This is a genomic window from Aeromicrobium halocynthiae (assembly GCF_039531385.1).
GTDB classification, from domain to species: domain Bacteria; phylum Actinomycetota; class Actinomycetes; order Propionibacteriales; family Nocardioidaceae; genus Aeromicrobium; species Aeromicrobium halocynthiae.
Genome location: NZ_BAAAPY010000001.1, coordinates 244,761 through 270,513, shown reverse-complemented (window position 1 = coordinate 270,513; position 25,753 = coordinate 244,761). Strand labels below are relative to the sequence as shown.

Below are 25,753 nucleotides of genomic sequence, written 5' to 3'. Positions count from 1 at the left end.
AGGAAGCGATGAGGATCGGATTCGTGGGACTGGGCGTCATGGGACGCCCGATGGCGACGCACCTGGTGCAGGCCGGGCACGAGGTCGTGTGCACCAACCGCTCCCGGCCGGCCGTCGACGCACTCGTCGCAGCGGGTGCGACGGCCGCCGACACCCCGGCCGAGGCGGCCGAGAGGGTCGACGTCGTCATCACGATGCTCCCGGACGCACCTGACGTCGAGGCCGTCGTGCTCGGCCCGGACGGGATCGTCGAGACGGCGCAGTCCGGAACACTGCTGATCGATTGCAGCACGATCGCACCGCACGCCGCACAGGACCTGGGGGCAGCGCTCGCCGGCCGCGGACTGCGGTTCGTCGACGCCCCGGTCAGTGGCGGTGAGGCCGGTGCCGTGGCCGGTCGGCTCGCCATCATGCTCGGAGGCGAGAGTGACGCCGTGGCCGACGCCACCGAGGCGCTCGACGCCTTCGCCGGGGTCATGTCGCACGTCGGACCCGTCGGCTCCGGGCAGCTCGTCAAGTCCGCCAACCAGATGCTCGTCGCCGGAGCTCTCGCCATGACGGGCGAGGCGCTGACGCTGCTCGGGCGGGCCGGCGTCGACGTGGAGGCGGCGATCGGCGTCCTCAACGGGGGGCTCGCCGGCAGCAAGGTCCTCGAGGTCAAGGCGCCGACGATGTTGGCGCGCGACTTCACGCCGGGGTTCCGGCTCGACCTGCACGCGAAGGACCTCAAGATCGCCCTCGCAGCAGCCGAGCAGGCCGGCGTCGCGGTGCCCGTGACCGGCGTCGTCACCCAGCTCGTGCAGGGCTTGCGAGCCGCCGGCGACGGCGGGGACGACCACGGAGCACTCATCAAGGCCATCGAGCGGCTGAGTGCCATCAGCGCTGGGGGACAGGACCGCACAGCAGACGAGGAGACGGCATGAGACGCGCACTGATCTGCGGTGGAGGGGTCGCCGGCCTGGCGGCCGCGCTCCACCTCAAGCGGGACGGCTGGCAGGTCCGGCTGCTCGAGAAGGAGCCCGAGCTGCGCACAGCGGGTGTCGGGCTCAACATCTGGCCCAACGGCGTACGCGTGCTCGAGGGTCTCGGTCTGGGGGAGCAGTTCCTCTCCGACGCAGCGGCGATGCGCAGCTGGTGGGCACTCGACAGCGACGGGACCCTCACCACCGACACCGATGTCAGCGCATGGCGGCAGGAGCTCGGTGCACCCATCACGGGAGCCCGCCGCCGTCGCCTCAACGCGATGCTCGCCGCGGGGCTCGAGGAGGACGAGATCCTCTTCGGCCACGCCGTCCAGGGGTACGAGCAGGATGCCGACTCGGTCACCGCGATCCTGGCCGACGGCACCCGGCTCACCGGCGACGTGCTGCTCGGCACCGACGGCATCGGCTCGCGGATTCGCAACCAGCTCCTCGGCGGGCCGCCGGAGTTCACCGACGAGGGATTCGTCCGCTGGCGCGGGGTGTTCGCGTGCGCCGACGCCGGCGTACCGACAGACGTCCAGGCGGACGTCTTCGGCGAGCGGGGCCACTTCGGCTGGATCCCGATCGACGGGACCCACGCCTACTGGTACGGCACCATCGAGGGCCTGACCGGGCTCGAGGAGGTCACCTCCGCCTACGGCGAGTGGTCCGCCACTCCGGTCCCGGCGATCATCGCCGCGAGCGGGCCCGGGACGATCATCGGTCGAGAGATCTCGCACTATCGCGAGCACCTGCCCACCTGGGTCGACGGCCGCGTCATGCTCATCGGCGACTCTGCCCACCCGATGTACCCGGGGATGGCCCAGGGGGCCAATCAAGCCCTTGTCGACGCCCAGACCCTCGCGCGGCTCCTCGCCGAGCACGACGTGCCCGACGCGCTGAAGGCCACGGAGGTGGCGCGCATGCACGTCGCGAACACCATGGTCGAGTACTCGCGGCTGCACTTCGACTTCCCGAGGACTCGCAAGGAGTACGCCACCGCCGGCGTCAACCTGCAGGTGGAGCGCTACCTGGGGCTCGAGCCGTGAACGCCGTGCAGACGCCGTCGACGACCCCGACGCAGGGTCGACGGGAGACGGTGACGCCGCCGCCCGGACCAGGGCGGGTGAGCCGCCCATGGGTCGCGCGGGTGGCCCGACCGGTGCTGGTGGTGCTCGGCCTCCTCGTCCTCCAGGAGGTGTTGACGCGCACCGACGTGCTGCCCGGCGGGTACTTCCCGCCGGCGAGCGAGATCCTCCGGACCCTCGCAGCCGAGGTCGGCGGTGACGCCTTCTGGCCCGCGCTGTTCGCCACGGTCCGCACGTGGCTGTTCGCGCTGCTCGTCTCGGTGAGCCTCGGCACGGCGGTCGGCGTGCTCTTGGGGCTCGTCGTCCCGCTGGAGGCCTTCCTGCGACCGGTCATCGAGTTCCTGCGACCTGTGCCGTCGGTGGCACTCATCCCGCTCGTCGTGCTGACGATCGGGACGGGCGCCGGGTCGGCGATGTTCCTCGCGTGCTTCGCAGCCTTCTGGCAGGTGCTCGTGCCGGTCATCACCGGAGTTCGTTCCGCCCCACCGATCGCCCTGGACACGGCTCGGTCGTACAGCCTGAGCGCGTGGCAGCGGATTCGCTGGATCCAGCTGCCGAGCATGCTCCCGCACCTGGCCACGGCCACCCGCCTCGCGACGTCGACGACGCTCATCCTCATCGTGACCGCCGAGATCATCATCCAGATGCCCGGCATCGGCTACGAGATCACGATGTCGCGCAGCGCCGGGGATCCCGCCCGGATGTACGCGTACATCGCACTGAGCGGGGCGGCCGGGATCGTGCTCAACCTGCTCGTCCGCCGCCTCGAGAAGCGGCTCAACGCCAGTCACGGAGTCGGAGGAACACGATGACCACGCCAGCCCTGAAGGCCTCGACAGGACGCGGGCGCGCACTCGTCGCTGTGGCCGGTGCCCTCACCGCGCTCACCGCCTGGTACCTGCTCTCGCAGGGAAGCGAGAACGTCTACTTCCCTGCGCTCTCGGCCATCCTGGAGGAGACGGTGGAGTACTGGCAGACGGCGCAAGGGGTGCGCAACCTCACCGCGAGCCTGAAGACCCTGTCCGCGGGACTGCTCATCGGCGTTGCGTCCGGTGTGGGCGTCGGGCTGCTCATCGGGCAGCTCCCGATCCTCGAGCAGGCCGTCTCGCCCGCGCTGGAGTTCGCCCGCGCGATCCCCGCCACGGCACTCATCCCGTTCGCGATGATGCTGTTCGGGGTGGGGGACAACATGAAGATCTTCCTCATCGCCCTCGGGTCGCTGTGGCCCGTCCTGCTGAACACCGCGGACGGTGCGCGTCGCATCGACCCGACGCTCGAGGACTCCGCGCGGGCCTTTCGCATCACAGGCTTCCAGCGACAGGTGTTCATCGTGCTGCCGGCCGTGCTGCCCCGCGTGCTCGTCGGCATCCGCATCGCCATCCCGCTCGGACTCATCCTCATGGTGACGAGCGAGATGGTCGGCGCACAGCAGGGGCTCGGCTTCGTCATCACACAGGCGCAGGCCACCTTCCAGCTCGTGACGATGTGGTCCGGGATCGTCGTCCTGGGCCTTCTCGGCTTCACGCTGACCCTCGCGTACTCGCTGCTCGAGAGGGCGCTCCTGCGCTGGAGCGACCCGCGGAAGGAGGACGCGTGACGACGGCTCGCGAGGACACGTGCTCGTAACGAGAACGGCAAGTCGTCACAACCTTCGACGCCTAGTTTCTATATAGATTCGAAACCGTCGCGCCGAGACCACCCCCACCCACGCAGCATCACTTGTCAGGGAGACCGACCGTGCTCATCGTTTCCGACCTAGAGAAGACCTACCCGACCAAGAAGGGCGGCTTCACCGCCGTCTCCGACATGTCGTTCACCGTGCAAGAAGGCGAGCTCTTCAGCATCGTCGGCCCCTCCGGAGCGGGCAAGACGACTCTCCTGCGGTGCGTCGCCGGACTCGACCGGCCCACCGCCGGAGGCGTCTACTTCCAGGGTCGCGAGGTGGACGGTCCGCCCGAGGACTTCGCCATCGTGTTCCAGGACTACGCCCGCTCACTGCTGCCGTGGGCGACCGTGGCCACCAACGTCGAGCTGCCCCTCATGAAGAAGGGCAACAGCGGACCCGAGCGGCACCGCCGCGTGCAGACCGCACTGGAGGAGGTGGGCCTCGCCGACGCCGCCGAGAAGAAGCCTTTCCAGCTCTCGGGCGGCATGCAGCAGCGCGTCGCGATCGCTCGGGCCATCGCCTACCGGCCCAAGGTGCTCATCATGGACGAGCCGTTCGCCTCCGTCGACGCCCAGACCCGCGCCGACCTCGAGGACCTCGTGCTCCGGGTACGTGAGGAGACCGGCACGACGATCCTGTTCGTCACCCACGACGTCGACGAGTCCGTCTACCTCAGCAATCGTGTCGCGACGGTCACCCGGTCACCCAGCCGCATCGCGGAGGTCATCGACATCGACCTGCCGCACCCACGCGACCAGATCGAGACGAAGTCCCTGCCGAACTTCGCCCGCCTGCGTGCTCACGTCTTCGGGGGGATCCGAGACATGGTGCGCGACGCCGACCTCGCGCACGCCTGACCCGAACCCCCAACCAAGGAGAACAGTATGAAGACCACCCGTACACGACGCTCGACCGGCCTGGGAGCACTGCTCCTCGGTGCCAGCACGTTCTTGGCCGCCTGTGGCAGTGGTGCCGAGGGGGAGAACGCCGACGGACTGACCGAGGTCAGCGTCGGTACGATCCCCGCGGTGCTCAGCGCCCCGCTGTTCCTCGGCATCGAGGAGGGCATCTTCGAGAAGCACGGCCTCAAGCTCGAGGTGAGCTTCGCCGACGGTGGCGCCGCCGTCATCCCCAGCGTCCTGAGCGGTGAGAACCAGTTCGGCTACTCGAACTCGGTCAGCCAGCTCGCGGCTCTCGGCGAAGGCCTCCCGCTCGAGATCGTGCACAGCAGCTGGGCGCCGCACGCGGAGTTCGAGGAAGACGACCACGGCATCATCGTGGCCGCCGACAGCGGCATCGAGGAGCCCGAGGACCTCGAGGGCAGGAACATCGCGGTCAACACGCTGCAGAACATCGGTGAGGTGCACATCCGCAAGGCGTTCGAGGACCTCGGTGTCGACCACGAGAGCCTGGAGTGGACGCAGCTGCCGTTCCCGGACATGGCCGAGGCGCTCGAGCGCGGCGACGTCGACGCGATCTGGGTCTCCGAACCGTTCCGCACCCCGGCGATGGACGACGGTGGCGAGCTGCTCATGAGTGCCGGCGCCCAGGCATTCCCGGAACAGGTGGGTGGTTACTACTCGACGTCGCAGACGTACGCGACCGACAACCCCGAGGTCGTCGAGGCGTTCCAGGAGGCGATGACCGAGGTCAACGAGTTCGCCACCGCCAACCCCGACCTCGTCCGTGAGGTCTCGGTGGTGGAGATGGGCATCGACGAGGACGTCGCCGAGCGGATGACTCTGCCGCTGTTCCCCAACGACGACGACCTGGAGGCGCTGCGGGCCTACGCCGAGTACTCGGTCAGGTACGGGATCCTCGAGGAGGAGCCCGCGGACCTCGAGTCGCTGTTCGCCGGGCAGGACTGAACCACGGCGGCCTCGGGGCGGGTCGTGGGACTCGCCCCGGGGCCGCGTCGCGGTCGCTAGCATCGACCCATGGGGAACTCTCCGGCCCCCGGGGGCCGTCCGAGACGCAGCGGTGTCGTGGCCGAGGATCCGCGCGAGGGCATCGTCACCGCCGCGGCCGAGCTCTTCGCCGCGCACGGGTTCCATGCCACCCGCATGACCCAGATCGCCCAGGCCTCGGGTCTGCGGCAGTCCTCGCTCTACTACTGGTTCCGCTCCAAGGACGAGATCCTGCGGGCGATCCTGGACCAGAACCGCGTCTCGCTCACGGCGGCCCGCGAGCTCGTGAGGCACGACGCCCCGGCCGCCGTCCGCCTGTACATCGTGCTCTACCAGGACGTCGTGCAGATGTGCTCCGCGCCGCTGAACTTCTACAGCCTGGAGGAGGCGGCGCGCGAGCAGCCCGACGTCTTCCACGACTTCCACGCCGACTACGCCGAACTGGTGGAGCACCTGGAGTCCCTCGTGGCGGACGGCGTCGCGGAGGGCGCTCTCACGCGCGTCGACCCTGCAGGCCACGTCCGAACCGCGCTGAGCCTGAACGAGGGGCTGCAGTACCGGTTCCACTCACGTGGTGCCGAGGCGGACCTGCACGAGCTGGCCGACTCCGCAGCATGGACCTCGGTCCGCTCGGTGCTCGTCGACGTCTCGGACGCCGACGACGTACGAGCCGCCGCGCAAGCGGGTGTGGCCGGGTTCGCGGCGGCTCCCGCGTCCGAGGAGGTCCGGTCTCCCACCGGAGCCGCGGACATGGTCTGACCAGGGAACCGACCGCCAGCCGCGACTGCTGGTCCTCTACTGGTCGCACACCTCGTCAGAATCGCACCAATGACGGATCCTTGACGTCGCCGGCCAGCTCAGCCGAGCCGCGCCGGCTGCTTGGCCAGCAGCAACAGGGCACCGAAGCCGATCATCCCGGTGCCGGAGACCCGCTGGAACCAGGGGAGCCGGCGCGCCATGAAGGTCCGCGCGAGCCGTCCCAGCAGGGCGTAGAGCCCGATGGCGACGAACTCCAGCACGAGGAAGACCGAGGCCACCGACAGGAAGCTCGACCAGTACTGGTCGACGTCGATGAGCTGGGGGAACGCGGCGGCGAAGATCAGGATCGCCTTGGGGTTGGTCAGGGCGACCAGTCCCTCGTTGCGGAAGGCCACCCGCAGCGACGCCTGCTCCGGCCCGCCCTCGAGCGTGGCGCTCGACGCCCCGCGGATGAGCCGGATGCCGAGGTAGACCAGGTAGGCGGCGCCGACCACCTTCAGCACGGTGAAGGCGGTGGCGGAGGCGCTCAGCAGCAGGCCCAGCCCGAGCGCGCTCGCGGCGATCATCGGCACGAACGCGAGGACACGTGCGATGGCGGCGGTGACCGCGAACCGGACGCCGTAGCGCGCGCCGTACGTCACCGACAGCAGGTTGTTGGGACCGAAGGCCATGTTGAGGGCGAAGATCGCCGGGACGACGACGACGAGCTCGTGCACGATGCTCAGTCCTCGCCGTCGGCCGACCGCATGCCGATGCGGATGATCGCCACCAGCACCGCGCTCGCGATCGCGAAGAACAACAGGATCGTCGCGACGCTGTAGAGGTCGGCGCCCTCGTCCTCGACCGGGACCTGCCGGATGCCGTCGGTCGGACCCGGGGGGCCGGGGGAGGGCTCGGTCGGCGGCGGCGTCGTGGTGGTCGGGGAGGGCGTCGGCGAGTCCACGGCGAGGGCGGGGCCACCGGGCAGGAGGATGACCAGCGCAAGGACGAGCGCGGAGACGAGACGACGCATACGACGCACCGTAGTACAAGGCCCCTGACCTCCGGGGGCGGTGTCCGCTCGCTAGATTCGACCCGTGAGCCCGACCGACGACGCCCAGCTCGCCACCGAGCTCGTCCGCGACGCCGCAGCGCTCGCCGCGCGCACGAGGTCGGGCTCCGACCTCGCCGTCGACCGCAAGACCTCGGTCTCCGACATCGTGACCGCCGCCGACCACGCAGCGGAGGCCTTCGTGGTCGAGCGCCTGCGCGCCGAGCGACCGGACGACGGTCTGCTCGGGGAGGAAGGCGCCGAGCACGAGGGGACGTCGGGACGACGGTGGGTGATCGATCCCGTGGACGGCACCTACAACTTCGCCAGCGGGTCGGACTACTGGTGCTCGGCCGTGGCGCTGCTGGAGGGGGACGACGTCGTGCTCGGTGCCGTCGCGCACCACGCCGGTGGGACGGTCGCCGTCGGCGGTCCGGACCTGCCCACGACCATCGACGGAGTCCCGCTCCCTGCGGTGCACGACCTGCCGATCGACCAGGTCAGCCTTGCGACCTACCTGCACCCGGGGGCGGTCGACGACCCGTCGCTGGCCCCGGCCTTGCTGCGGATCATGCGGCGGCCGGCGACCGTCCGCATGCTCGGCAGTGGCTCGATGGACCTGCGTGGCGTGGCGAACGGCCGTCTGGGCGGCTGGGTGCAGCACTCCACGCCGCCATGGGACTGGTGGCCGGGGTGCGCGCTCGTGCTGGGAGCCGGGGGAGTGGCCACCCGGGTCGAGCAGCACGGCCACACGTGGTCGATCGCCGGTGGCCGACGCGTGGTCGACGCCGTCATTCAGGAGCTTCGAGCGTGAGCGCACTCCGATCGGTCGCCGTCTTCTGCGGCTCCACCCCCGGGACCGACCCGGCGTACGTCGAGACCGCCCGCCGTGCCGGTGCGACCCTCGCCGGCCGTGGGATCGACGTCGTCTACGGCGGAGGCGGGGCTGGCATGATGGGCGCGCTCGCCGACGGTGCCCTCGCGGCGGGAGGTCGCGTGACGGGCGTCATCCCACGCTCCCTGGTCGACCGAGAGCTGGCCCATCGCGGGGTCGACGACCTCGTCGTCGTGGAGTCCATGCACGAGCGCAAGCAGCGGATGTCCGAGCGTGCGGACGCGTTCGTCGCCATGCCCGGTGGGGCCGGGACGTTGGAGGAGATCACCGAGCAGTGGACGTGGGCCCAGCTCGGCCTGCACGACAAGCCGTGCGGACTGCTGGACGTCGGTGGCTTCTGGCGCCCGTTCGTCGACCTGCTGGAGCGGATGACCGCCGACGGGTTCGTGCGGGCCAGCCAGGCCGGCATCGTGGCCGTCGAGAGCGACCTCGAGGTCCTCCTGGAGCGCCTCGCCGATCCGCCGTGCTGGACCGACAAGTGGGGCGCGCTCCGCCCGGGTCGATGAGCGGGGACCGATGAGCGGCGTGCCGATCGAGGTCGTCGCCGCGCTGCTGGTCGACGAGCGAGGGCATGCGCTGATGGTCCGCAAGCGCGGCACCACGGCGTTCATGCAGCCGGGCGGGAAGCTCGAGCCCGGCGAGGAGGCCCTGGACGGCCTGCGGCGCGAGCTGCGCGAGGAGCTCGCGCTGGACGTCGCCGCGGACCGGTTCGAACCCATCGGGATCTTCGAGGAGGACGCCGCGAACGAGCCGGGGCGCCGTGTCCGCGCGACGGTCTGGCAGGTGCTGCTGCACGAGGGCGACGCTCACGCAGCGGCCGCCGAGATCGAGGAGGCGCGCTGGATCGACCCGGCGGACCCCGGTGACGTCGTCATGGCGCCGCTCAGCGTCCGAGCCCTCCTGCCGCTGCTCCGGTGATCGCTGCGCCGGCGGGTCAGCGACCGCGGAGCCGCTCGATCTGGCGCCGCTCGCGCTTGGTCGGGCGACCGGAGCCCGGTTCGCGCCGCGGCATCGCGACCCGGACCTCGCGCGGCGGTGGCGGCGGGGACTGGTCGGTGTAGCACTCCGCCGCCACGGAGGCGCCGACCCGCTTGGACAGCAGCCGGGTCACCACGACGACGCGCGCGCCACCGGGCGTGGTGGCCTCGACCCGATCACCCGCGCGGACCGACGCCGACGGCTTGGCACGCTTGCCGTTGACGTGCACCTGACCGCCCTTGCACGCCGCCGCGGCTGCCGAGCGACTCGGGAAGAGCCGGACGGACCACACCCACACGTCGGTGCGCACGCTGGTCGGTTCCACGTCGTCGAGGCTATCGCCCAGGGCGCAGGCGGGAATGGCAGAGTGGAGCCATGGACCAGGTCGAGGACGTGCCCATCACCGGCGACATGATCCGACTGGGACAGCTGCTCAAGTTCGCCGGGGTCGCGGAGTCCGGTGCCGACGCGGGCGCGATGATCACCGCCGGTGACGTGCACGTCCGCGGCGAGGTGGAGACCCGCCGTGGTCGCCAGCTCCACCGCGGTGACGTCGTGGAGGTCGTGACGCCGGTCGGGACGACCACGCTCACCGTCCGCTGAGCGAGTCGAGCAGGTCCAGGGCGACGTCGCGCCAGCGCGGCCGGAACGCATAGACGCACACGAGTCGCGCCGTCGCGGCGTCCTCGTACGTCCGCAACCGTCGCGGGTCGATCCGCCTCCGCTCGGCCACCGAGTCCACCTGCTCCAGGGCCACGGCGGCCTGCTCGGTCGACGTGAGCCCCTGACGTCGTCGCAGCGCGACGTGGGCCCGCAGGTTGCCGAGGTCCAGCTCTGCCTCGCCGGCGGCGAGGGTGTCGACGTCGAGCAGGCCGATGCCGTGGTCGGGGTGCCAGAGCACCTGCTGGTCGTGCAGGTCGCGGTGGCACGGCACGGCCGGCGCGGGTCGACCGCTGCGCAGCCGTGCCGAGACGTCCGCGACGGCGATGTCCAGCAGGGCGAGGTGGGCGTCGTCCAGCACCGCGGAGGCCTTCTGCCGCCAGTCGGCCAGGACCTGCACCTCCGCCGCGGCATCGTGCACGACCGGTGCCGTCCACGGTTCCACCGCGGCCACCCCCGCCCAGGCCTCCGCCCAGGCTCGCCAGGCCGCCTGCCACTGGTCGGCAGGCGCGTCGGCCAGCGACAGCAGGGACCGTCCCGGCAGCGCAGAGAGCACCAGCCGCTCCTCGTCGGACTCGACCACTCGGGGCAGCGCGACGTGACCGGCGAGGACCTCGGCCGCACGGGCCGCAGCCGACAGCGCCCCGCCGCGGCCGGGACGGACGACCTTGCTGAACCGCTCGCCGGACGCGGACCGCACCACGGCCCGGCGTCCCGGCCGGTGGGAGACGACCGCGCCGCCGCGACTCTCGCGCTCCAGGGCCGGCAGACGCGGGTCCTCGCCCGCGGGCAGGAGTCGGACCTCGCCCCTGGCGGTCACGTGCCCGGCACGCCGGTGGGTAACACCGGGGCGGGAGACCTCGAGGGCGACGGAGCCACGGTCCGGCCAGGCACGCTCGACGGTCCACAGGACGCCGTCGGCCTCGACGTCGCGGGGAACCCTCACGGCAGCACCTGCTCGGCGTCGGCGAGGATCTCGGCCGAACGCCGTGACCAGTCGGCCTCGCGGGAGCGGAACGGCTCGATGGCGCGCTGCGCCAGGCTCACGGCCTGCCACGTCGCGAGTGCGGAGCGGTCGTAGGTGCCGCCGGCGGCGGCGTACCCCTCAAGGAACGGCGCGACGAGCGCGTGACGGTGCTCGAGGTGGGCTGCTGCCACGAACGATCCGAGGTCCTGCTCGGGGGCGCCGACGGTGGCCCGGTCGAGGTCGATGAGTCGCACGTCCCCGCCGTCGACCAGCACCTGGTCGGGAGACAGGTCGCCGTGCAGACGCACCGCCGGGCGGTGCGGCAGGGCGTGCAGGGCCCTGTCGACACGTCTGCGAAGCGCGAGCACGCGGTCCCGCCACGCCGGCGCGACGTCCACCAGGGCGCAGACCCAGGCCGGAGCCCCCAGCCCTCGTGGTCCACGCGGAACCGGCATCGCGTGCATACGCGCGACGGCTCGACCCGCGGAGGCGGCGGCGCCGCCGCCGGGGAGTCCCGCGAGATCTCCCCGTCCCCACCACGGGAGTAGCTCGGCGGTGGCCGAGCCGTCGACCGGGCGTGGTCGCAGCACCGGGACGTCGTGGGCCTCCAGGGTGGCCGCGAGGGCGTGCCGCCGGGCGACCGGTTCGGCTCCGACGCGCAGCACCAGGTCGCGGCAGCGCCACACCTGACGTCGCGACGGGTTGTGCCGCAGCAGCGTCGGCGGATGCTGTGCGTCGTCGAGGAGGTCGGGACGCCGTCGGCGGATCGCGCGCAGTGCCTGTCCGGTGGCGCGGTCCCCGAGGACGTCCGTGGCCACCACATGGCCTTCGGGGTCGAGCACGAGCGCCCACGACCCGACACGCTCGGCCGCCATCACGGCCTTGTCGAGCTTGGTCGGGTCCTGGTGACTGCCGACCCAGCCGTGGCGGGTCCCGTCCGCAGAGCTCCAGGCAGCGACGATGCTGCGACCAGGCTTGTACCGGACCCGGGTGGTGTGCACGTCCTCCCCGAGCAGGTCCGACAGCAGCACGTCGGACAGCACGACTGGCAGACCGGTGAGGGCGGGATCGCGTCCGGCCAACGCCCGGTCGTCGAGCGACAGCATCGAGGTCCTCATGCAGGCACCTGCTCCCGCAGCCAGGCGTTGAGACGGCTCCCCGGGTCGCGCAGGAGGACCTCGGGCGGACCGTCCTCGACGATCTCGCCGTGCTCCATCCAGAGCACACGGTCGCAGTCGCGCACCTGGGCGTGGTCGTGCGTGATGGCGATCGTCGTCCGCCCCCGCGTCAGCTCGTCGATCGAGCGCTGGACCTGCAACGCCGTGGCCGGGTCGAGCCCGGTGGTCGGCTCGTCCAGCAGGACGATCGGTGCGTCGCGCAACATGGCGCGAGCGATGGCGATGCGCTGACGTTGACCACCCGAGAGGGTGTCGCCCCGTGTGCCCAGCTCGGTCTCGTAGCCCTCGGGCAGACCCGTGACGAACTCGTGTGCGCCGGCGCGGCGCGCCGCCACCTCCACCTCGGCGTCGGTCGCGTCGAGTCGGCCGTAGCGGATGTTCTCGCGCACCGTGGTGGCGAACAGCACCGACTCCTGCAGCAGGATCGAGACCTGGGAGCGCAGGCTCTGTAGGGTAACGTCGCGCACGTCGTGGCCGTCGAGGAGGATGCCGCCGTCACGCGGATCGGCGAGTCTCAGGAGGTAGGACGCGAGGGTCGACTTCCCTGCTCCCGACGGGCCGAGCAGGCAGACGCGCTGGCCGGCCATGACGTGCAGGTCGAGGCCGCGGAACAGCGGCCGCCCTCGGCCGTCCTCGGCGAACAGCGACGCGACGATGACGTCGCCACGCACGGCCGGGAGCGGACGGGCGTGGGGCGCGTCCTCGACGTCGGGCCGTTGCTCCAGCAGGTCGGCGACGCGCTCACCGGAGGCGGTGGCGCGCGCGATGCGACCGGTGTACTTGGCCATGTCGCGCAGGGGCTTCATCGCGATCTTGAGGTACATGAAGTAGAGCACCAGGTCACCCGGGGTCATGACGCCCTGCACGACGCGCCAGCCGCCCGCCCCCAGCACGACGGCCGTCGCGACGCCGACGATGACGTCGGTGCGGCGCTCAAGCCCGGCGGCGAGCCTGCGCGCCTCGATGCCGTCCTTGAGCGCCACCTCGTTGCCAGCGGCGAACTCGCGGGCGACGGTGTTCTCCAGGCGGTAGGCCTGCACGACCCGGATGGCGGACAGCACCTCCGACGCCGTGCCGGCGAGCGTCCCCTCGCCGCGGCGGGTGCGGCGTGAGGCCTGGGTGATGCGCGGCGAGCTGTGCCGCGAGACCGCGAGGTAGGCGGCGCCGGCGGCGAGCAGCACGAGCGTCAGCACGGGATCCATCCACAGCATGACGCCGGTCAGGACGACGAGCGTCAGGACGTTGCCGACGAGCGGAAGACCGGCCGTGACGGCGACCTCCTGCAACCTCCCGACGTCGCCCACGAGGCGCTGCACGGTGTCGCCGTGGGAGGCGGTGGCGTGGTACCGCAGCGAGAGCCCCTGGACGTGGGCGAAGACGCGGGCGCGCAGCGACGTGGCGACCCGCGACCCGACGAAGGCGAAGGCGACCGTGCTGAGGTAGTTGGCGAGCGCGCGTCCGGCGATCACGAGCGCGAGCACGATGCCGCACAGCACGAGGAACGACGCCGTGGTCGGGCGGACGCCCGAGGCCGCCGACAGGTCGGCGCCCAGCGAGGCGGTGACGCTGTCGACCACCCACTTGACCGGCCACGGCTCGAGGATGCGGAACACCACGTCGAACAGCAGGGCGACGATGCCGCCGAGTGCGAGCCAGCGGTGCTGACGCAGGTGCGGTCGGACCATCGTCAGGGTGCGTCTCATGCCGCCACCCCCGCGTGCGCCAGCACGCCGCCCACGACGCCGAGCCAGTCGTGGTCGCGGACCGCGTCGGAGCGTGCCGTGCCACCGAGTCGCGAACGCAGACCGGACGACTCGCTGAGGCGCGTCAACGCAGCCGCCAGGGCATCGGGGTCGCCGGCGGGGACCAGGAGGCCGTTCTCCCCGTCGCGGACGACGACGGCGGTCTGGCCGATGCGGGAGGCCACCACGGGCAGGCCGGCCGCGAAGTACTCGTACAGCTTGAGCGGTGAGAAGTAGTGGTCGTCGCCGTCGGCGGCGGGGTAGGGAGCGGTGGCCACCGACATCCGTGCGAGGTGCCGGGGGACGTCGGCGGGCGCGACCGCCCCGGTGAAGGTGACGTCGACGCCCCGACGGCGGGCGAGAGCCTCGAGCTCGCCACGGCCGGGGCCGTCACCGCAGAGCAGCAGGCTCCAGTCGGGGCGGGCGGCGCGGGCAAAGGCCTCGACGAGCACCTCGACGCCGTGCCAGGGCTTGAGCGTGCCGACGAAGCCGACGGTGAACGGCTCGGGCTCCGTGGCGGGCGGCGTGATCCGGCGGGTGTTGACGCCGTTCGGGACGACCCGGACCGTGCGGTCGTCGTCGACGAGGGCCCGCACCCAGGAGGCGACGGGCTCGGAGACGCAGACCAGCTGGTCCGCGGCGACGAAGGTGCGGCGGGTGGCCGACCACGCCCCTGCGGCGTCCACGAGCTCACGGTGCCTGCCCTGCTCGTCGACGAGCGGCGCGTTCACCTCGACGACGAGCGGACGTGAGGCGGCAGCGGCAGCTCGAGCCCCGCCGGTGCCGAACAGCGAGTACCGCTCGTAGACGAGGTCGAAGCCGTCCTGGACGGCGATGTCGGCCAGGACCGCGGCTGCGGACGCGACACGGCGCTCGCGCTCCACGGTCGAGCCCTTGGCGACCCGCTGCTCGACGACGCGCAGGTCGGCCAGGTCGGACGGGACGACATCGCCTCGACGCGTGCAGTAGACCGTGACGTCCCAGCCGAGGGCACGGAACGAGCGGACGACCTCCTGGACGTGGACCGAGGCACCCTTGGTGCCGAACACGGGGATGCCGGGGTCGGTGCAGAGGTACGCGAGGCGGCTCATGCGGCTCCTCGGGCGAGCTCGGTCGCACGCTCCAGGGACGCGAGGTCGCGGGCCAGCCGCTCCGCGTCGAACTCGCGCTCGACGAGGGCCCGGGCGGCGGCCGTCATCGGCGCGGGATCGAAGCCGGCCGACGCCACGAGACCGAGTGCCTGCACGAGGTGCTCGAGGTCGCCGGTGCGGGTGAGGAGTCCGGTCTCGCCGTCGAGGATGACCTCGGGGATGCCGGTGACGTCGGACGCGACGCACGGGACACCCGTGGCCATCGCCTCCAGCAGCACGGTCGGGAGCCCGTCGGCGTTGCCGTCGGCCCCCACGACGCAGGGGGCGACGAAGACGTCGGCCGCCGCGAGCACGGCCGAGACGTCGTCCTGTGGGAGCGGACCGTGCATCGTGACGACGTCGCCGAGCCCGAGCTCGTCGCGCAGCGTCGCGATGGTCGTCTCGAGCGGCCCACCACCCACGACATCGACGTGCACCGCCGTCCCGGACTCCCCGAGGCGGGCGACGGCGCGCAGCAGCAGCTCGAAGCCCTTCTTCTCCACCAGGCGTCCCACTGCGGCGATCCGCAGGACCGCGCCGCGCGGGGCGCGGGGCCGGTACGGGAAGCGCTGGAGGTCCAGGCCGTTGTAGACGCGGTGCAGGCGCTGCGTCACCACCGGGCCGAACCTCCGGGTGAGGTGGCGCAGGTTGAAGTCGCTGACCGTGACGACGTGGTGGGCGTCGGCGAGCTTGCGTCGCAGGTCCTGGTCGTCGACGTCCTCGTGGAAGATGTCCTTGGCGTGGGCCGTGAAGGAGTAGGGCAGACCGGCCACCTGTGCGGCCAGCCGCGCGATCGTCGTCGACATCGACCCGAAGTGCGCGTGCAGGTGCCTCACCCCGTGCCGGCGAGCCTGCGTCGCCACCGTGAGCGCCTGGGCAGCGTCGTCGGGTGAGGCGGCCGCCAGCTCGTGCAGGTGTGGTGCGACGTCAAGCCCCGCGTCGAGGGCGGTGCGCAGGACCTCCCACGTTGCGAGTGGCCTCGTCGGCCGCTCGACGTGGATGACCGGCGCCTGCACGCGCGCGAGCTCGGCGTGGAAGCGCGGATCCGTCGGCGGGCGCAGGGAGAAGATCACGAGTCGCTCCCCGGCGGCCTCGCGCGCGAGGATCTCGGTGACGACGAACGTCTCGGAGAAGCGCGGGTACATCTTGAGGACGTAACCGGTGACCGGTGCTTCAGATGGCATGGGAGCTCTCCTCCACGAGCGTGTCGGCGGCGAGCCGGGGGACCCTGGCCAGTCCGTCGAGGTCGATGTCGCCACGTTCGACGTGGTGACCGGTGACGCGGGACCACCACGTCGAGATGGCGTGGCTGGTGGCGGTCTCCGGGTGCAGGAGGTCGACCAGCCCGCGATCGGCGAGGGACCGGGCGCGGATCAGCTGCTCGTGCCTGCGGCGTACCCGCGGCACGACGAGTGACGGCGTGGACGTCGCGAGCAGCTCGCACACGGTGTTGTACCCACCCATCGAGACGACGGCGGCCGCCTCGCGCACGAGACGGGCGGCATCGGGGACGGCCTCGACCACGCGGGTCCGTGGGGTGGCGCAGGCCTGGACGCGGACCCGGTCCTCCTGCGACATCTGCGGTCCGGTGACGAGCAGGTGCTCGTGCCCCGCGGGGACGGCGGCACGGGCCGCCAGCTGCGCCAGCTCGGCACCGTCGGAGCCGCCACCGAGGACGGTCAGCAGGAACGGGTCCGCAGGACGCTCGCTGCTCCCGTCGAGCAGGCCACCGTGCCGTCCGTGTGACAGGTACCCCGTGTGGCGGACGAGGTGGGCGAGGCCGGCGGGCACCTCACCGGTCGCGACCGGGTCGTGGACCTGCGGATCGCCGTAGACCCAGATCTCGTCGACGTGTCGGCGGACGGTGCCCACTCCGCCGATGCGCTCCCACTCGCGAGCGACGACGTCGGGGGAGTCGAGGACCTCGCGCAGGCCCAGCACGACGCGGCAGTGCGGGTGCTGGGCACGCAGCCGGGTGAGCGCCGGCTCGAGCTCGCGCTCCACGCCCAGGGCGTGCCGGTCAATGACCAGCAGGTCAGGACCGAGCTCGGCGATTGCGGCGCCGATCAGACCGCTGCGCATCGACGTCAGCTCGTCGAGACCGGTGCGCAAATGACGGGGAGCGTAGCCGTCGCCGGTGCGGGAGACGGCCGGCAGCACGAGCCAGTCCCAGCCGACCGGCATGGCGCGCTCGGTGGCGCTCGCCTGACCGGTGACCAGGAGTCCGGTGACGGGCCGACCGGTCAGCTCGGGGAGTCCCCCGGCGAGCGCGTGGGCGATCTCGAGGTTCCGGGTCACGTGCCCGAGTCCCACGGAGTCGTGGGAGTACAACAGGATCCGGTGGCTCATGGTGGTCCCCCTGCTCTCGTCGGTCGATGTCCCGATCCTCGACGGTGAGCGTGAGGTGAACGTGAGGTGAGGATGAGAGGATTCTCATGTGAGCGAGGACGTGCCCGGGCCGCCGGCGATGATCGTTCCCGACCGGGACCGGCCCGGGGGTTTCTCCGTCCGTGTCGGTGGAGCCGACCAGTCCTATGTCGACCTCGACGACCCGACGTACCTGGACTTCCCCTACGTCCGCAGGATCGCCGACGTCGTCGACTCGGTGCGCGCCGTGGACCGGATGCGCATCGTCCACGTCGGGGGAGCGGGCCTCACGCTCGCGCGCTACGTCTGAGCGACGCGACCGGGGACCGCCCAGATCGTGCTGGAGCCGGACGAGGACCTCACCGCCCTGGTGCGCGCGGAGCTCCCGCTCCCGCGCCGCAGCGGGATCAAGGTCCGCCCGGTCGACGGACGCCGAGGCGTCGCCGCGATGCCCGACGATCACGCCGACGTCGTGGTGGTCGATGCGTTCGTGGGCGCTCGCGTACCGGGTGACCTGGTGACCACGTCGTTCCTTGCAGAGCTCCAACGCGTCATGCGGCCGACGGGGGTGCTCGTCATGAACGTTGCCGACGGGGCGCCGTTCCGGTGGTCGAGCCGGGTGGTGGCCGGGTTGCGTCGCACGATCGGGGACGTCGTCGTCGGCATCGACCCGGCGACACTCAAGGGCCGGCGTAGGGGCAACGTCCTGCTGGTGGCAGATGGACCGGACCTGTCGTGGCGGGACTGGGAACGCCGCGCCGCCCGCCTCACCTTCCCGTACCGCGTGCTCGGACCGGACGACGTCGCGTCGCGCTTCGGGGCGAGCGCTCCCTTCACCGACGAGGACACGCAGTGGTCGCCACCACCACCGGGCGGGGCGACCCACTTCGGGTGAGTCAGGCGTCCAACCGGGATCGCCAGCCGTCGGCGTCGTCCATCGAGAGCGCGACGGCGTCCCCGAGGCCGTTGGCCTCCCACGTGAGGACGACGAGGTCGCGCGTGGCGGTGCTGCCCATGAAGGTCCGGGTCAGCTGGACCGAGGTGATGTCGTTCCGCTCGATCAGCACCTCGCGATCCGGGACGAGCTGGACGAACATCAGCTGCGTGTCCGACATCGCGACCGTGCCGACGCCCCGGGTCTGGTGCGCTCCGTCCGAGGCGAGGCCGAACAGCGCCGCCGGCGCGGAGTGCGTGGGAGCGATGACGGCGAGACGCTCGCGGTGGCGCGAGCGCATCCGACGCAGCCGGACCACCCCCGTGAGCAGCACGGCGACGACGCCCAGCGCGAGACCGGCGAGGACGATACCGATGATCTCCAGCACGGGTGGCCGTCAGGCTCGCAGGGCTGCGGCGAGCGCGTCGACCGCGTGGTCGATCTCCTCGCGCGTGATGACGAGCGGGGGAGCGATGCGCAGCGTGCGGTGGTGGGTCTCCTTGCACAGGACACCTTGGTCACGCAGCGCCATCGAGACCTCCCGTCCGGTCTTGGCGGCGGGGTCGATGTCGACGCCTGCCCACAGTCCGCGGCCGCGGACCTCGACGACACCGTGGCCGACGAGCTCGCCGAGGCGTGCGTGCAGGTGGGCACCGAGGTCGGTGGACCGCTTCTGGAAGTCGCCGGTGCTCAGGAGCTCGACCACGGCGCGGCCGACGGCGCACGCGACGGGGTAGCCGCCGAACGTCGAGCCGTGGCTGCCCGGAGTCAGGACACCGAGGACGTCGGCGCGCCCCACCACGGCCGAGACCGGGATGATCCCACCGCCGAGCGCCTTGCCGAGGGTGTAGAGGTCGGCACGCACGTCCTCGTGGTCGAGCGCGAAGATCTCTCCGGTGCGGGCGAGCCCGGACTGCACCTCGTCGCTGATGAGCAGCACGTCGTTGTCGTCGCACGCCTGGCGGACGTCGCGCCAGAAGCCGTCCGGAGGCACGATGACGCCTGCCTCGCCCTGGATGGGCTCCATGAGCACCGCGGCGGTGTTCGGGCCGATCGCGTCGCGCACCGCCTCGGCGTCGCCGTACGGAACGGTGACGAACCCGGGGGTGAAGGGCCCGTAGTTGTCGTGCGCCACCGGGTCGTCGCTGAAGGAGACGATCGTGGTGGTGCGACCGTGGAAGTTGTTGGTGGCCACGATGATCTCGGCGGAGTCGAAGGCGACGCCCTTGACCTGGTAGGCCCACTTGCGCGCCACCTTGATCGCGGACTCGACGGCCTCGGCGCCGGTGTTCATCGTCAGGACCATCTCGGTGCCGGTGAGCGTCGCCAGCTCACGGCAGAAGGCACCGAACTGGTCGTTGTGGAAGGCCCGCGACGTGAGCGTCAGCCGGTCCAGCTGCGCGTGCGCCGCCGCGACGAGGTCCGGGTGGCGGTGCCCGAAGTTCAGGGCCGAGTAGCCCGAGAGGAAGTCCAGGTAGCGGTTGCCCTCGACGTCGGTGACCCAGGAGCCCTCGGCCTCGGCGATGACGACGGGGAGCGGGTGGTAGTTGTGCGCTCCCCACTGCTCGTCGAGCGTGATGATGGAGGACGTGACAGCGGTGTCGGCCATGGGTCCACGGTAACGGCAGCCTTCCAGCCCAGGGGTGGGCAGCGCGCGGTTGAGCCGATCGGGGACCATGGAGGTCGTGCGCACTGCTCGACGGGTGACGGTCCCGCTCCTGCTGCTCGGCCTGCTCCTGGCCGGGCTGGTCGTCGTGCCCGCGTCCGGCCACGCGGCCCTGGTGGGCAGCGACCCCGAGCCGGACGCCGACCTGTCGGCGCTGCCGCGCTCGGTCGAGCTCGAGTTCAACGAGCCGATCGGCTCGTCGGCGGAGGTCGCCGTGACGGCGCCCGACGGCGAGGCCGTGCCCGTGACGTCGACCCGCGTCGACGACCGGTTCGTGCGCGCCGACCTCGACTCGTCGACGGCACGCGGCGACTTCGTGGTGGCGTACCGCGTGGTCTCCGTCGACGGCCACCCGGTCAGCGGTCAGTACGCCGTGACCGTCACCGAGGGCGAGCAGGTCGCGCGCCCCGCAGCCGTGCCGGTCGCGCAGGAGAGCTTCGTGCACCGCCATCGCGAGCACCTGCTGTGGGGTGGGCTGGTCGCCGTCGTCGCGGTCGGCCTCGTCGTGGCGCCCCTCCTACGGCGGAGCTCAGCGTGAGCGTCCCCGTGCGGTCGGGACTGGCCGCCTTCCTGCTCGGCACCGCGTCGCTCGTCGTCGCGCTTTCGGTCGGTGGTGGAGCACCCCAGGCGGCTCCTCAGGGCATCGCCGACGCCGGGCCGGTCGTCGGATGGGGCCTGCCGCTGAGCACCTACGTGGTGCAGATGGCCGTCGTGCTCGTCGTCGGCCTGCTGCTGGCAGCGGTGGCGCTCCTGCCGTCGTCGGCCGACGACCTGCAGGGACTCTCAGTCGACGCCACCCGCGCCGCATCCCGTCTCGCGTGGGTCTGGGCCGTCGGCAGCCTCGTCGTGTTCTGGTTCACGGTTGCCGACACGTTCGCTCGACCGTTGAGCACGTTCACGCTGCCGCTGGTCACCGAGCTGCTCGGGACGTCGACCGGACAGGTCCTGATCTTCCAAGCGGTCGTCGGCGCCGCCACGGCGGTCGCCCTGCGGTGGACCCTGTCGCTGCGGGCCGTGTCCGTGCTGCTCGGACTGGTGCTCGCCTCCTTCGTCCCGATCGCCTTCACGGGCCACTCGGCCCAGTCGGGCTCGCACGACCTCGCCGCAGTGAGCCTCTTCCTGCACCTCGTGGGCGTCACTGCCTGGGTGGGGGGCCTGGCCGCCCTCGCCTGGGTCGCGTGGCGCGGGTCCAAGCGGTTCGAGCCGGCCCTGCGACGCTTCTCCACCCTCGCCCTCTGGGCCTTCGTGGTCGTCGGTGTCTCCGGCGTCACGAACGCCGCCGTCCGGCTGGGGGAGCCGGCGGCCCTGTGGAGCTCGACCTACGGATGGCTCGTCGCCGCCAAGGTCGTGGCTCTCGTGTCCCTCGCCGGCTTCGGGGTCGTGCAGCGTCGACGCATCCTCGCCTCGGGAGCGCGGTTCCTGCCCGTGGCGGTGCTCGAGCTGGCGATCATGGCGATCACGGTCGGCCTGTCCGTTGCCCTGGCACGCACGCCCACCCCCGTGGGCGAGATCCTCACCACCCAGTCACAGCAGCTCCTGGGCGGACCGATGCCACCGGCCCCGTCGGTCGGGGCCCTCGCCTGGGGCTTCTCGCCCGACGGCGTGGGCCTCGCCGTCGTCGGGCTCGGGCTGGCGCTGTACGTGCGCGGGCTCGTGTCCCTGCGGTCGCGGCGGATCGACTGGCCGCTCGGGCGCACGCTCGCGTGGTTCGCCGGCATGGCGATCGTCGCCTGGGCCACCATCGGCGGGCTGGGCGTCTACTCCCACGTCATGTTCAGCGCCCACATGGTCTCGCACATGCTGCTCTCGATGGTCGCGCCGATCTTCCTCGTCCTCGGCGCGCCCGTGACCCTGGCGCTGCGAACGCTGCCGGGTCCACGCCAGCCGGGCGACGTCTCACCGCGGACACTGCTGACGTCGTTCCTGCACTCGCGCGTCCTGCGCGTCCTGACCCACCCGGTCGTCCCGCCGGTGTTGTTCGTCGGCAGCCTGTACGCGCTCTACTTCACGCCGCTGTTCGACACGTTGATGATCGCGCACTGGGGGCACGCCGCCATGGAGGTGCACTTCCTGCTCGTCGGGTGCCTCTTCTACTACAGCATCATCGGCATCGACCCGGCCCCGCGCCGCCTGCCTCCGATCATGCGCTTCGCGCTGCTGCTCATCACGCTGCCCTTCCACGCGTTCTTCTCGATCGCGATCATGTCCTCGGGCGAGGTGCTGGCGGCCGACTACTGGGCAGCCCTGAACAGGCCCTTCTCGACCGACCTGCTGCGTGACCAGTACGTCGGCGGCAGCATCTCCTGGGCGCTCGGCGAGGTGCCGCTCGTGATCGTGATGCTCGCGCTGCTCGTCCAGTGGTTCCGCAGCGACCAGCGTGAGGCCGCCCGGCTCGACCGGCAGGCCGATCGTGACGACGACGCCGCGCTCGCGGCCTACAACGCCCGGTTCCAGGCGATGTCCGAACAGCAGGAGCGCAGCCGCACACGATGACGGCGCCCCGCTCCGAGGGGGAGCGAGGCGCCGTCATCGGCAGGTCGGCAGATCAGAAGATGATCTGACCGCCGCTCGTGGCTGCGGTGAAGCGCTCCTGGGCGTCGGCCCAGTTCACGATGTTCCAGAACGCCTTGACGTAGTCGCCCTTGACGTTGAGGTAGTCGAGGTAGAACGCGTGCTCCCACATGTCGAGCTGGGAGATCGGCACCAGCGTTGCCGGAATGTTGCTCTGCTGGTCGTACAGCTGCACGATCACGAGCTTCTGGCCCAACGTGTCCCACGCCGTGATGGCCCAGCCGGAGCCCTGGATGCCCAGCGCGACCTGCTCGAACTGCGCGCGGTAGGCGTCGAAGGAGCCGAAGTGCTCGTCGATGGCCGCCGCGAGCTCGCCGGTCGGCTTGTCGCCGCCTTCGGGGGACAGGTTCTTCCAGAAGATGGAGTGGTTGATGTGCCCACCCAGGTTGAACGCGAGGTTCTTCTCGAGCATGTTGATCGTGCCGAAGTCGTCCGCGTCGCGCGCGGCGGCCAGCTTCTCCAGCGCCGTGTTCAGGCCGTTGACGTAGTTCTGGTGGTGCTTGCTGTGGTGCAGCTCCATGATCTTGCCGGAGATGTGCGGATCCAGTGCTCCGTAGTCGTACGGCAGATCGGGCAGGGTGTAGTCGGCCACGCGTCCTCCTCGTGCTGGGGCCCGTCGGGCCCGCGGTGAAAGAAACCTTCGTCTGTCGTCAGTGTGTCAGGCTGCGCCCCCGGCGCAAGAGCGTGTCCGGCACCCGGCGACGTCCCGCTGCGTGCCAGCGCGCCGAGCACCCGTCCTCGGTACCGATGTCCTAGGCTTGGTCGGCGCGTCGGGTTGACGTGGCACGACACGCAGGAGGAAGGAATCACGTGGCCGACGACCGGATCGTGACGATCCCGAACCTCCTCAGCGTCGTGCGCATCCTTCTCGTGCCGCTCTTCCTGTGGCTCGTGCTCGGTCCCGAGCTGGACGTCCTCGCGCTCGGTGTGCTCGTCGTCTCCGGCATCACGGACTACCTCGACGGCAAGCTCGCCCGCCGGCTCGGTCAGACCTCCAGGATCGGGGCGATCCTCGACCCCGTCGCCGACCGACTGTTCATCCTCGCGGTCGTCATCGGACTGGCGCTCAGGGACATCATCCCGTGGTGGCTCGCCGTCGTGCTCCCCCTTCGCGACGTGTTCCTCTTCAGCCTCGTGCCCTTCCTGCGCACGCGTGGCTACAGCTCGTTGCCGGTCCACTTCCTGGGCAAGGCCGCGACGGCCGGCCTGCTCTACGCCTTCCCGCTGCTGCTGCTGGGCGACGGGACGGGGACGGTGGCCGACCTCGCGCAGGTCTTCGGCTGGGCCTTCGCGATCTGGGGCGTCGGCCTGTACTGGTGGGCCGGGATCCTCTACGCCTTCCAGGTGCGCAAGCTCATCTCCACCACCGAGCGGCTCCGCACGTCATGACTGCGCACCTCACGGGGCGCCGCCGGGCCGAGGGACTGCTCGACGAGATCGCCGACTCGGCACTCGACGACGACTACTACCTGGTGCGGGCCGGTGAGCCCCGGGACGGCCGGACCACCAACACCCTCACGGTGGGGGCGGTCATGGTGCTGTTCGCCACTCTCGTCACCCTCGCGGCGCTCCAGGGGTCCGCGGAGCGGCCGGAGCGCATCCAGGAGCGCAGCGCCATGATCACCGACATCGCCACCGGGCGTGCCGAGGTCGCGACGCTGCAGGGGGTGCTGGCCCGGCTGGACCGGGAGGTCCGCTCCCTCGGCGACGCCGACGGTCTCGACGGACGACGGACCGGCGAGGCCCCCTCGCTCGGCGGTTCCGTGCCGGTGCGCGGGCCCGGCCTGGTCGTGGAGCTCTCCGACGCCGAGGTCCCGGTCGGCGACGCGCCGCGGGTCGGCGCACGCGACCTGCGGGTCGTGCTCAACGGCCTCTGGTACGCCGGCGCCGAGGCCATCGCGGTCGACGGCCTGCGCATCACGTCCCTCAGCGCGGTCACGAGCGCCGAGGGTGTCGTCCAGGTCAACTACGTCCCCCTCGCCTCGCCGATCACCGTCTCGGCCATCGGCGACACGAGCGTCCTGGAGCAGCGCTTCCGGGCCGGTTCTGCAGGACGATACCTGGACGCCCGGACCGAGGACGACGGTCTGGGGATCGACGTCCGCGCGGCCGAGGACCTCGCGCTCGAGGCCGACGACCGGGTAGCGTCGCTCGAGTTCGCCGAGGCACTCGAGGAGGCACGATGATCCCGGTGGCCGGTCTGCTCACCGGCATCGCGCTCGGCCTGTACCTGCAGCCAGACGTGCCCCTGTGGCTGCAGCCCTACCTCCCGATCGCGATCGTCGCGGCGCTGGACGCCGTCGTCGGCGGCGCCCGCGCGCTCGGCGAGCGTCGCTTCGACGACCGGGTCTTCGTCATCTCGTTCGTCTCGAACGTCGTGATCGCCGCGCTGATCGTCTTCCTCGGAGACCAGCTCGGCGTCGGCTCGCAGCTCTCGACCGGGGTCGTCGTGGTCCTGGGCATCCGCATCTTCGCCAACGCCGCCGCGATCCGGCGTCAGATCTTCCATGCCTGAGCCCGAGGGACGTCGTCGGCGCGAGTCGGTGCGTGGTCGCCTCGCCGTCGGTGCCCTCATCGGGCTGCTGGGCTTCGCCGCCACCGTGCAGATCGGGCCGGGACGCGACGACGACGACTTCGCGAGCCTGCGGGGCGTGGAGCTCGTGGAGCTGCTGCGCTCGGTCGACGCCGCGAACGACCGGCTGGCCCAGCAGGTCGACGAGCTGACGCGGACGCGCGACGAGCTGCTCGCGTCGCGCGACGACCCGGACGAGGCGCGACGTCAGGCCGAGCTGAGCGCCGACCAGCTCGCAATCGTCACGGGCTCGGTCGGTGCGCGCGGCCCCGGTGTCCGCCTGCGCATCAACGACCCGGACCGGCAGGTCGACGCCGGGCTCCTGCTCGACGTCGTGGAGGAGCTGCGGTCCGCAGGTGCCGAGGCGATCGTCATCAACGGCACGGCGCGCGTCGTGGCGCAGACCTACTTCCTCGACGACGACGGTGGCGTCCGCGTCGGGGGGCGCGAGGTCGTGGCGCCGTATGTCGTCGAGGCCATCGGCGACCCGCAGACCATGACCGACGCCCTGGAGTTCCGCGGGGGAGTGCTGGAACGGATCTCCTCGCGCGGTGCGACCGCGTCCGTGACGGCCGTCGAGTCGGTCTCCATCACCGCTCTCGCCGACGTCCGCTCGCCCGAGTACGCTCGTCCCGATCCCCGTCAGGACGCGTCCGCGCCCTGACCTCACGAACAGGAGCA

29 protein-coding genes and 1 pseudogene are annotated in these 25,753 nt (G+C 71.6%); 18 read left to right on the top strand and 12 right to left on the bottom strand.

Annotated elements, in window-relative coordinates:
* Positions 1–8: 8 nt before the first annotated feature.
* From ABD213_RS01275 to ABD213_RS01245, 7 genes are all read left to right on the top strand, one after another.
* Entirely contained in the window at positions 9–923 is a 915-nt protein-coding gene (locus ABD213_RS01275; RefSeq protein WP_344323356.1) for an NAD(P)-dependent oxidoreductase, read from the top strand.
* Positions 920–2,011, top strand: a complete 1,092-nt coding sequence (locus ABD213_RS01270) for an FAD-dependent oxidoreductase (protein WP_344323354.1) — start codon at positions 920–922, stop codon at positions 2,009–2,011. The genes ABD213_RS01275 and ABD213_RS01270 overlap by 4 nt, the downstream gene beginning before the upstream one ends.
* Positions 2,012–2,088: 77 nt before the next feature.
* Positions 2,089–2,862, top strand: a complete 774-nt coding sequence (locus ABD213_RS01265) for an ABC transporter permease (protein WP_344323352.1) — start codon at positions 2,089–2,091, stop codon at positions 2,860–2,862.
* Positions 2,859–3,647 (top strand): ABC transporter permease, encoded by a 789-nt coding sequence (locus ABD213_RS01260; protein ID WP_344323350.1) that lies wholly within the window; start codon positions 2,859–2,861, stop codon positions 3,645–3,647. The genes ABD213_RS01265 and ABD213_RS01260 overlap by 4 nt, the downstream gene beginning before the upstream one ends.
* 140 nt (positions 3,648–3,787) lie before the next feature.
* Positions 3,788–4,573, top strand: a complete 786-nt coding sequence (locus tag ABD213_RS01255) for an ABC transporter ATP-binding protein (RefSeq protein WP_344323347.1) — start codon at positions 3,788–3,790, stop codon at positions 4,571–4,573.
* Between the two features lie 27 nt (positions 4,574–4,600).
* Positions 4,601–5,584 (top strand): ABC transporter substrate-binding protein, encoded by a 984-nt coding sequence (locus tag ABD213_RS01250; RefSeq protein ID WP_344323345.1) that lies wholly within the window; start codon positions 4,601–4,603, stop codon positions 5,582–5,584.
* Between the two features lie 69 nt (positions 5,585–5,653).
* Complete coding sequence (locus ABD213_RS01245; RefSeq protein ID WP_344323343.1) at positions 5,654–6,382, top strand: TetR/AcrR family transcriptional regulator; 729 nt, start codon at positions 5,654–5,656, stop codon at positions 6,380–6,382.
* A 98-nt stretch (positions 6,383–6,480) separates the two neighbouring features.
* Here ABD213_RS01245 and ABD213_RS01240 read toward each other — a convergent pair whose 3' ends face one another.
* A complete protein-coding gene (locus ABD213_RS01240) occupies positions 6,481–7,098 on the bottom strand; it encodes a LysE family translocator (protein WP_344323341.1) in 618 nt (205 codons plus the stop codon).
* Between the two features lie 5 nt (positions 7,099–7,103).
* Positions 7,104–7,394, bottom strand: a complete 291-nt coding sequence (locus tag ABD213_RS01235) for a hypothetical protein (protein WP_344323339.1) — start codon at positions 7,392–7,394, stop codon at positions 7,104–7,106.
* 64 nt (positions 7,395–7,458) lie between these two features.
* Here ABD213_RS01235 and ABD213_RS01230 point away from each other — a divergent pair, with 64 nt between their 5' ends.
* Genes ABD213_RS01230 through ABD213_RS01220 form a run of 3 tightly spaced genes read left to right on the top strand, consistent with a single transcriptional unit; the run spans position 7,459 to position 9,225 of the window.
* Positions 7,459–8,226 (top strand): inositol monophosphatase family protein, encoded by a 768-nt coding sequence (locus tag ABD213_RS01230; RefSeq protein ID WP_344323336.1) that lies wholly within the window; start codon positions 7,459–7,461, stop codon positions 8,224–8,226.
* Positions 8,223–8,813, top strand: a complete 591-nt coding sequence (locus tag ABD213_RS01225; protein WP_344323334.1) for an LOG family protein — start codon at positions 8,223–8,225, stop codon at positions 8,811–8,813. The genes ABD213_RS01230 and ABD213_RS01225 overlap by 4 nt, the downstream gene beginning before the upstream one ends.
* Before the next feature lie 10 nt (positions 8,814–8,823).
* Positions 8,824–9,225 carry an NUDIX hydrolase gene (locus tag ABD213_RS01220; protein ID WP_344323331.1) on the top strand — a complete coding sequence of 134 codons (402 nt, stop codon included), beginning with the start codon at positions 8,824–8,826 and terminating at the stop codon, positions 9,223–9,225.
* A gap of 16 nt (positions 9,226–9,241) precedes the next feature.
* Here ABD213_RS01220 and ABD213_RS01215 read toward each other — a convergent pair whose 3' ends face one another.
* Positions 9,242–9,610, bottom strand: coding sequence for an RNA-binding S4 domain-containing protein (locus ABD213_RS01215; protein ID WP_344323329.1), 369 nt, complete (start codon positions 9,608–9,610; stop codon positions 9,242–9,244).
* A 50-nt stretch (positions 9,611–9,660) separates the two neighbouring features.
* On the opposite strand from ABD213_RS01215, the gene ABD213_RS01210 reads away from it, so the two are divergent.
* Entirely contained in the window at positions 9,661–9,888 is a 228-nt protein-coding gene (locus ABD213_RS01210; RefSeq protein WP_344323326.1) for an RNA-binding S4 domain-containing protein, read from the top strand.
* Here the strand turns inward: ABD213_RS01210 and ABD213_RS01205 are convergent.
* From ABD213_RS01205 to ABD213_RS01180, 6 genes are read right to left on the bottom strand one after another with little or no spacing between them, the layout of a single operon-like run.
* Entirely contained in the window at positions 9,875–10,891 is a 1,017-nt protein-coding gene (locus ABD213_RS01205; protein ID WP_344323324.1) for a hypothetical protein, read from the bottom strand. The genes ABD213_RS01210 and ABD213_RS01205 overlap by 14 nt on opposite strands.
* Entirely contained in the window at positions 10,888–12,030 is a 1,143-nt protein-coding gene (locus ABD213_RS01200; RefSeq protein ID WP_344323322.1) for a phosphotransferase, read from the bottom strand. The genes ABD213_RS01205 and ABD213_RS01200 overlap by 4 nt, the downstream gene beginning before the upstream one ends.
* Positions 12,027–13,793, bottom strand: a complete 1,767-nt coding sequence (locus ABD213_RS01195) for an ABC transporter ATP-binding protein (RefSeq protein WP_344323320.1) — start codon at positions 13,791–13,793, stop codon at positions 12,027–12,029. Before ABD213_RS01195 ends, ABD213_RS01200 begins: the two co-directional genes overlap by 4 nt.
* Entirely contained in the window at positions 13,790–14,923 is a 1,134-nt protein-coding gene (locus ABD213_RS01190; RefSeq protein WP_344323318.1) for a glycosyltransferase family 4 protein, read from the bottom strand. Before ABD213_RS01190 ends, ABD213_RS01195 begins: the two co-directional genes overlap by 4 nt.
* Positions 14,920–16,146, bottom strand: coding sequence for a glycosyltransferase (locus ABD213_RS01185; RefSeq protein ID WP_344323316.1), 1,227 nt, complete (start codon positions 16,144–16,146; stop codon positions 14,920–14,922). The genes ABD213_RS01190 and ABD213_RS01185 overlap by 4 nt, the downstream gene beginning before the upstream one ends.
* Positions 16,136–17,311, bottom strand: coding sequence for a glycosyltransferase family protein (locus ABD213_RS01180; protein WP_344323312.1), 1,176 nt, complete (start codon positions 17,309–17,311; stop codon positions 16,136–16,138). Before ABD213_RS01180 ends, ABD213_RS01185 begins: the two co-directional genes overlap by 11 nt.
* A gap of 118 nt (positions 17,312–17,429) precedes the next feature.
* Between ABD213_RS01180 and ABD213_RS01175 the strand changes: the two are divergent.
* Positions 17,430–18,224: pseudogene (locus tag ABD213_RS01175) on the top strand (spermidine synthase).
* Between the two features lies 1 nt (position 18,225).
* Here ABD213_RS01175 and ABD213_RS01170 read toward each other — a convergent pair.
* Both ABD213_RS01170 and rocD read right to left on the bottom strand, forming a co-directional pair.
* Complete coding sequence (locus ABD213_RS01170) at positions 18,226–18,651, bottom strand: hypothetical protein (protein ID WP_344323310.1); 426 nt, start codon at positions 18,649–18,651, stop codon at positions 18,226–18,228.
* Positions 18,652–18,660: 9 nt separating this feature from the next.
* Positions 18,661–19,872, bottom strand: coding sequence for an ornithine--oxo-acid transaminase (gene rocD, locus ABD213_RS01165; protein WP_344323308.1), 1,212 nt, complete (start codon positions 19,870–19,872; stop codon positions 18,661–18,663).
* 76 nt (positions 19,873–19,948) lie between these two features.
* Between rocD and ABD213_RS01160 the strand changes: the two genes are divergently transcribed.
* Both ABD213_RS01160 and ABD213_RS01155 read left to right on the top strand, forming a co-directional pair.
* Positions 19,949–20,467: a copper resistance CopC family protein gene (locus ABD213_RS01160; RefSeq protein WP_344323306.1), complete on the top strand. Its 519-nt coding sequence runs from the start codon at positions 19,949–19,951 to the stop codon at positions 20,465–20,467.
* Entirely contained in the window at positions 20,464–22,422 is a 1,959-nt protein-coding gene (locus ABD213_RS01155; RefSeq protein WP_344323303.1) for a bifunctional copper resistance protein CopD/cytochrome c oxidase assembly protein, read from the top strand. Before ABD213_RS01160 ends, ABD213_RS01155 begins: the two co-directional genes overlap by 4 nt.
* Positions 22,423–22,474: 52 nt before the next feature.
* Here the strand turns inward: ABD213_RS01155 and ABD213_RS01150 are convergent, their stop codons facing one another.
* The gene (locus ABD213_RS01150; protein WP_344323301.1) at positions 22,475–23,092 is read right to left on the bottom strand and encodes a superoxide dismutase; all 618 of its coding nucleotides are present in this window, start codon (positions 23,090–23,092) and stop codon (positions 22,475–22,477) included.
* A gap of 218 nt (positions 23,093–23,310) precedes the next feature.
* Between ABD213_RS01150 and clsA the strand changes: the two genes are divergently transcribed.
* Genes clsA through ABD213_RS01130 form a run of 4 tightly spaced genes read left to right on the top strand, consistent with a single transcriptional unit; the run spans position 23,311 to position 25,736 of the window.
* Positions 23,311–23,889 (top strand): cardiolipin synthase ClsA, encoded by a 579-nt coding sequence (gene clsA / locus ABD213_RS01145; RefSeq protein ID WP_344323299.1) that lies wholly within the window; start codon positions 23,311–23,313, stop codon positions 23,887–23,889.
* Positions 23,886–24,686: a DUF881 domain-containing protein gene (locus tag ABD213_RS01140; protein ID WP_344323297.1), complete on the top strand. Its 801-nt coding sequence runs from the start codon at positions 23,886–23,888 to the stop codon at positions 24,684–24,686. The genes clsA and ABD213_RS01140 overlap by 4 nt, the downstream gene beginning before the upstream one ends.
* Positions 24,683–25,015: a small basic family protein gene (locus ABD213_RS01135; protein ID WP_344323295.1), complete on the top strand. Its 333-nt coding sequence runs from the start codon at positions 24,683–24,685 to the stop codon at positions 25,013–25,015. Before ABD213_RS01140 ends, ABD213_RS01135 begins: the two co-directional genes overlap by 4 nt.
* Positions 25,008–25,736, top strand: coding sequence for a DUF881 domain-containing protein (locus ABD213_RS01130; RefSeq protein ID WP_344323292.1), 729 nt, complete (start codon positions 25,008–25,010; stop codon positions 25,734–25,736). The genes ABD213_RS01135 and ABD213_RS01130 overlap by 8 nt, the downstream gene beginning before the upstream one ends.
* Positions 25,737–25,753 lie beyond the last annotated feature (17 nt).

What these genes read in the sequence shown, in the direction of transcription:
- ABD213_RS01195 (WP_344323320.1), bottom strand. Translation starts at nt 13,793, where the DNA reads ATGAGACGCACCCTGACGATGGTCCGACCGCACCTGCGTCAGCACCGC.
- ABD213_RS01200 (WP_344323322.1), bottom strand. Translation starts at nt 12,030, where the DNA reads ATGAGGACCTCGATGCTGTCGCTCGACGACCGGGCGTTGGCCGGACGC.
- ABD213_RS01270 (WP_344323354.1), top strand. Translation starts at nt 920, where the DNA reads ATGAGACGCGCACTGATCTGCGGTGGAGGGGTCGCCGGCCTGGCGGCC.
- rocD (WP_344323308.1), bottom strand. Translation starts at nt 19,872, where the DNA reads ATGGCCGACACCGCTGTCACGTCCTCCATCATCACGCTCGACGAGCAG.
- ABD213_RS01210 (WP_344323326.1), top strand. Translation starts at nt 9,661, where the DNA reads ATGGACCAGGTCGAGGACGTGCCCATCACCGGCGACATGATCCGACTG.
- ABD213_RS01220 (WP_344323331.1), top strand. Translation starts at nt 8,824, where the DNA reads ATGAGCGGCGTGCCGATCGAGGTCGTCGCCGCGCTGCTGGTCGACGAG.
- ABD213_RS01190 (WP_344323318.1), bottom strand. Translation starts at nt 14,923, where the DNA reads ATGAGCCGCCTCGCGTACCTCTGCACCGACCCCGGCATCCCCGTGTTC.
- ABD213_RS01275 (WP_344323356.1), top strand. Translation starts at nt 9, where the DNA reads ATGAGGATCGGATTCGTGGGACTGGGCGTCATGGGACGCCCGATGGCG.
- ABD213_RS01185 (WP_344323316.1), bottom strand. Translation starts at nt 16,146, where the DNA reads ATGCCATCTGAAGCACCGGTCACCGGTTACGTCCTCAAGATGTACCCG.
- ABD213_RS01135 (WP_344323295.1), top strand. Translation starts at nt 24,683, where the DNA reads ATGATCCCGGTGGCCGGTCTGCTCACCGGCATCGCGCTCGGCCTGTAC.
- ABD213_RS01245 (WP_344323343.1), top strand. Translation starts at nt 5,654, where the DNA reads ATGGGGAACTCTCCGGCCCCCGGGGGCCGTCCGAGACGCAGCGGTGTC.
- ABD213_RS01260 (WP_344323350.1), top strand. Translation starts at nt 2,859, where the DNA reads ATGACCACGCCAGCCCTGAAGGCCTCGACAGGACGCGGGCGCGCACTC.
- ABD213_RS01235 (WP_344323339.1), bottom strand. Translation starts at nt 7,394, where the DNA reads ATGCGTCGTCTCGTCTCCGCGCTCGTCCTTGCGCTGGTCATCCTCCTG.
- ABD213_RS01140 (WP_344323297.1), top strand. Translation starts at nt 23,886, where the DNA reads ATGACTGCGCACCTCACGGGGCGCCGCCGGGCCGAGGGACTGCTCGAC.
- ABD213_RS01130 (WP_344323292.1), top strand. Translation starts at nt 25,008, where the DNA reads ATGCCTGAGCCCGAGGGACGTCGTCGGCGCGAGTCGGTGCGTGGTCGC.
- ABD213_RS01250 (WP_344323345.1), top strand. Translation starts at nt 4,601, where the DNA reads ATGAAGACCACCCGTACACGACGCTCGACCGGCCTGGGAGCACTGCTC.
- ABD213_RS01180 (WP_344323312.1), bottom strand. Translation starts at nt 17,311, where the DNA reads ATGAGCCACCGGATCCTGTTGTACTCCCACGACTCCGTGGGACTCGGG.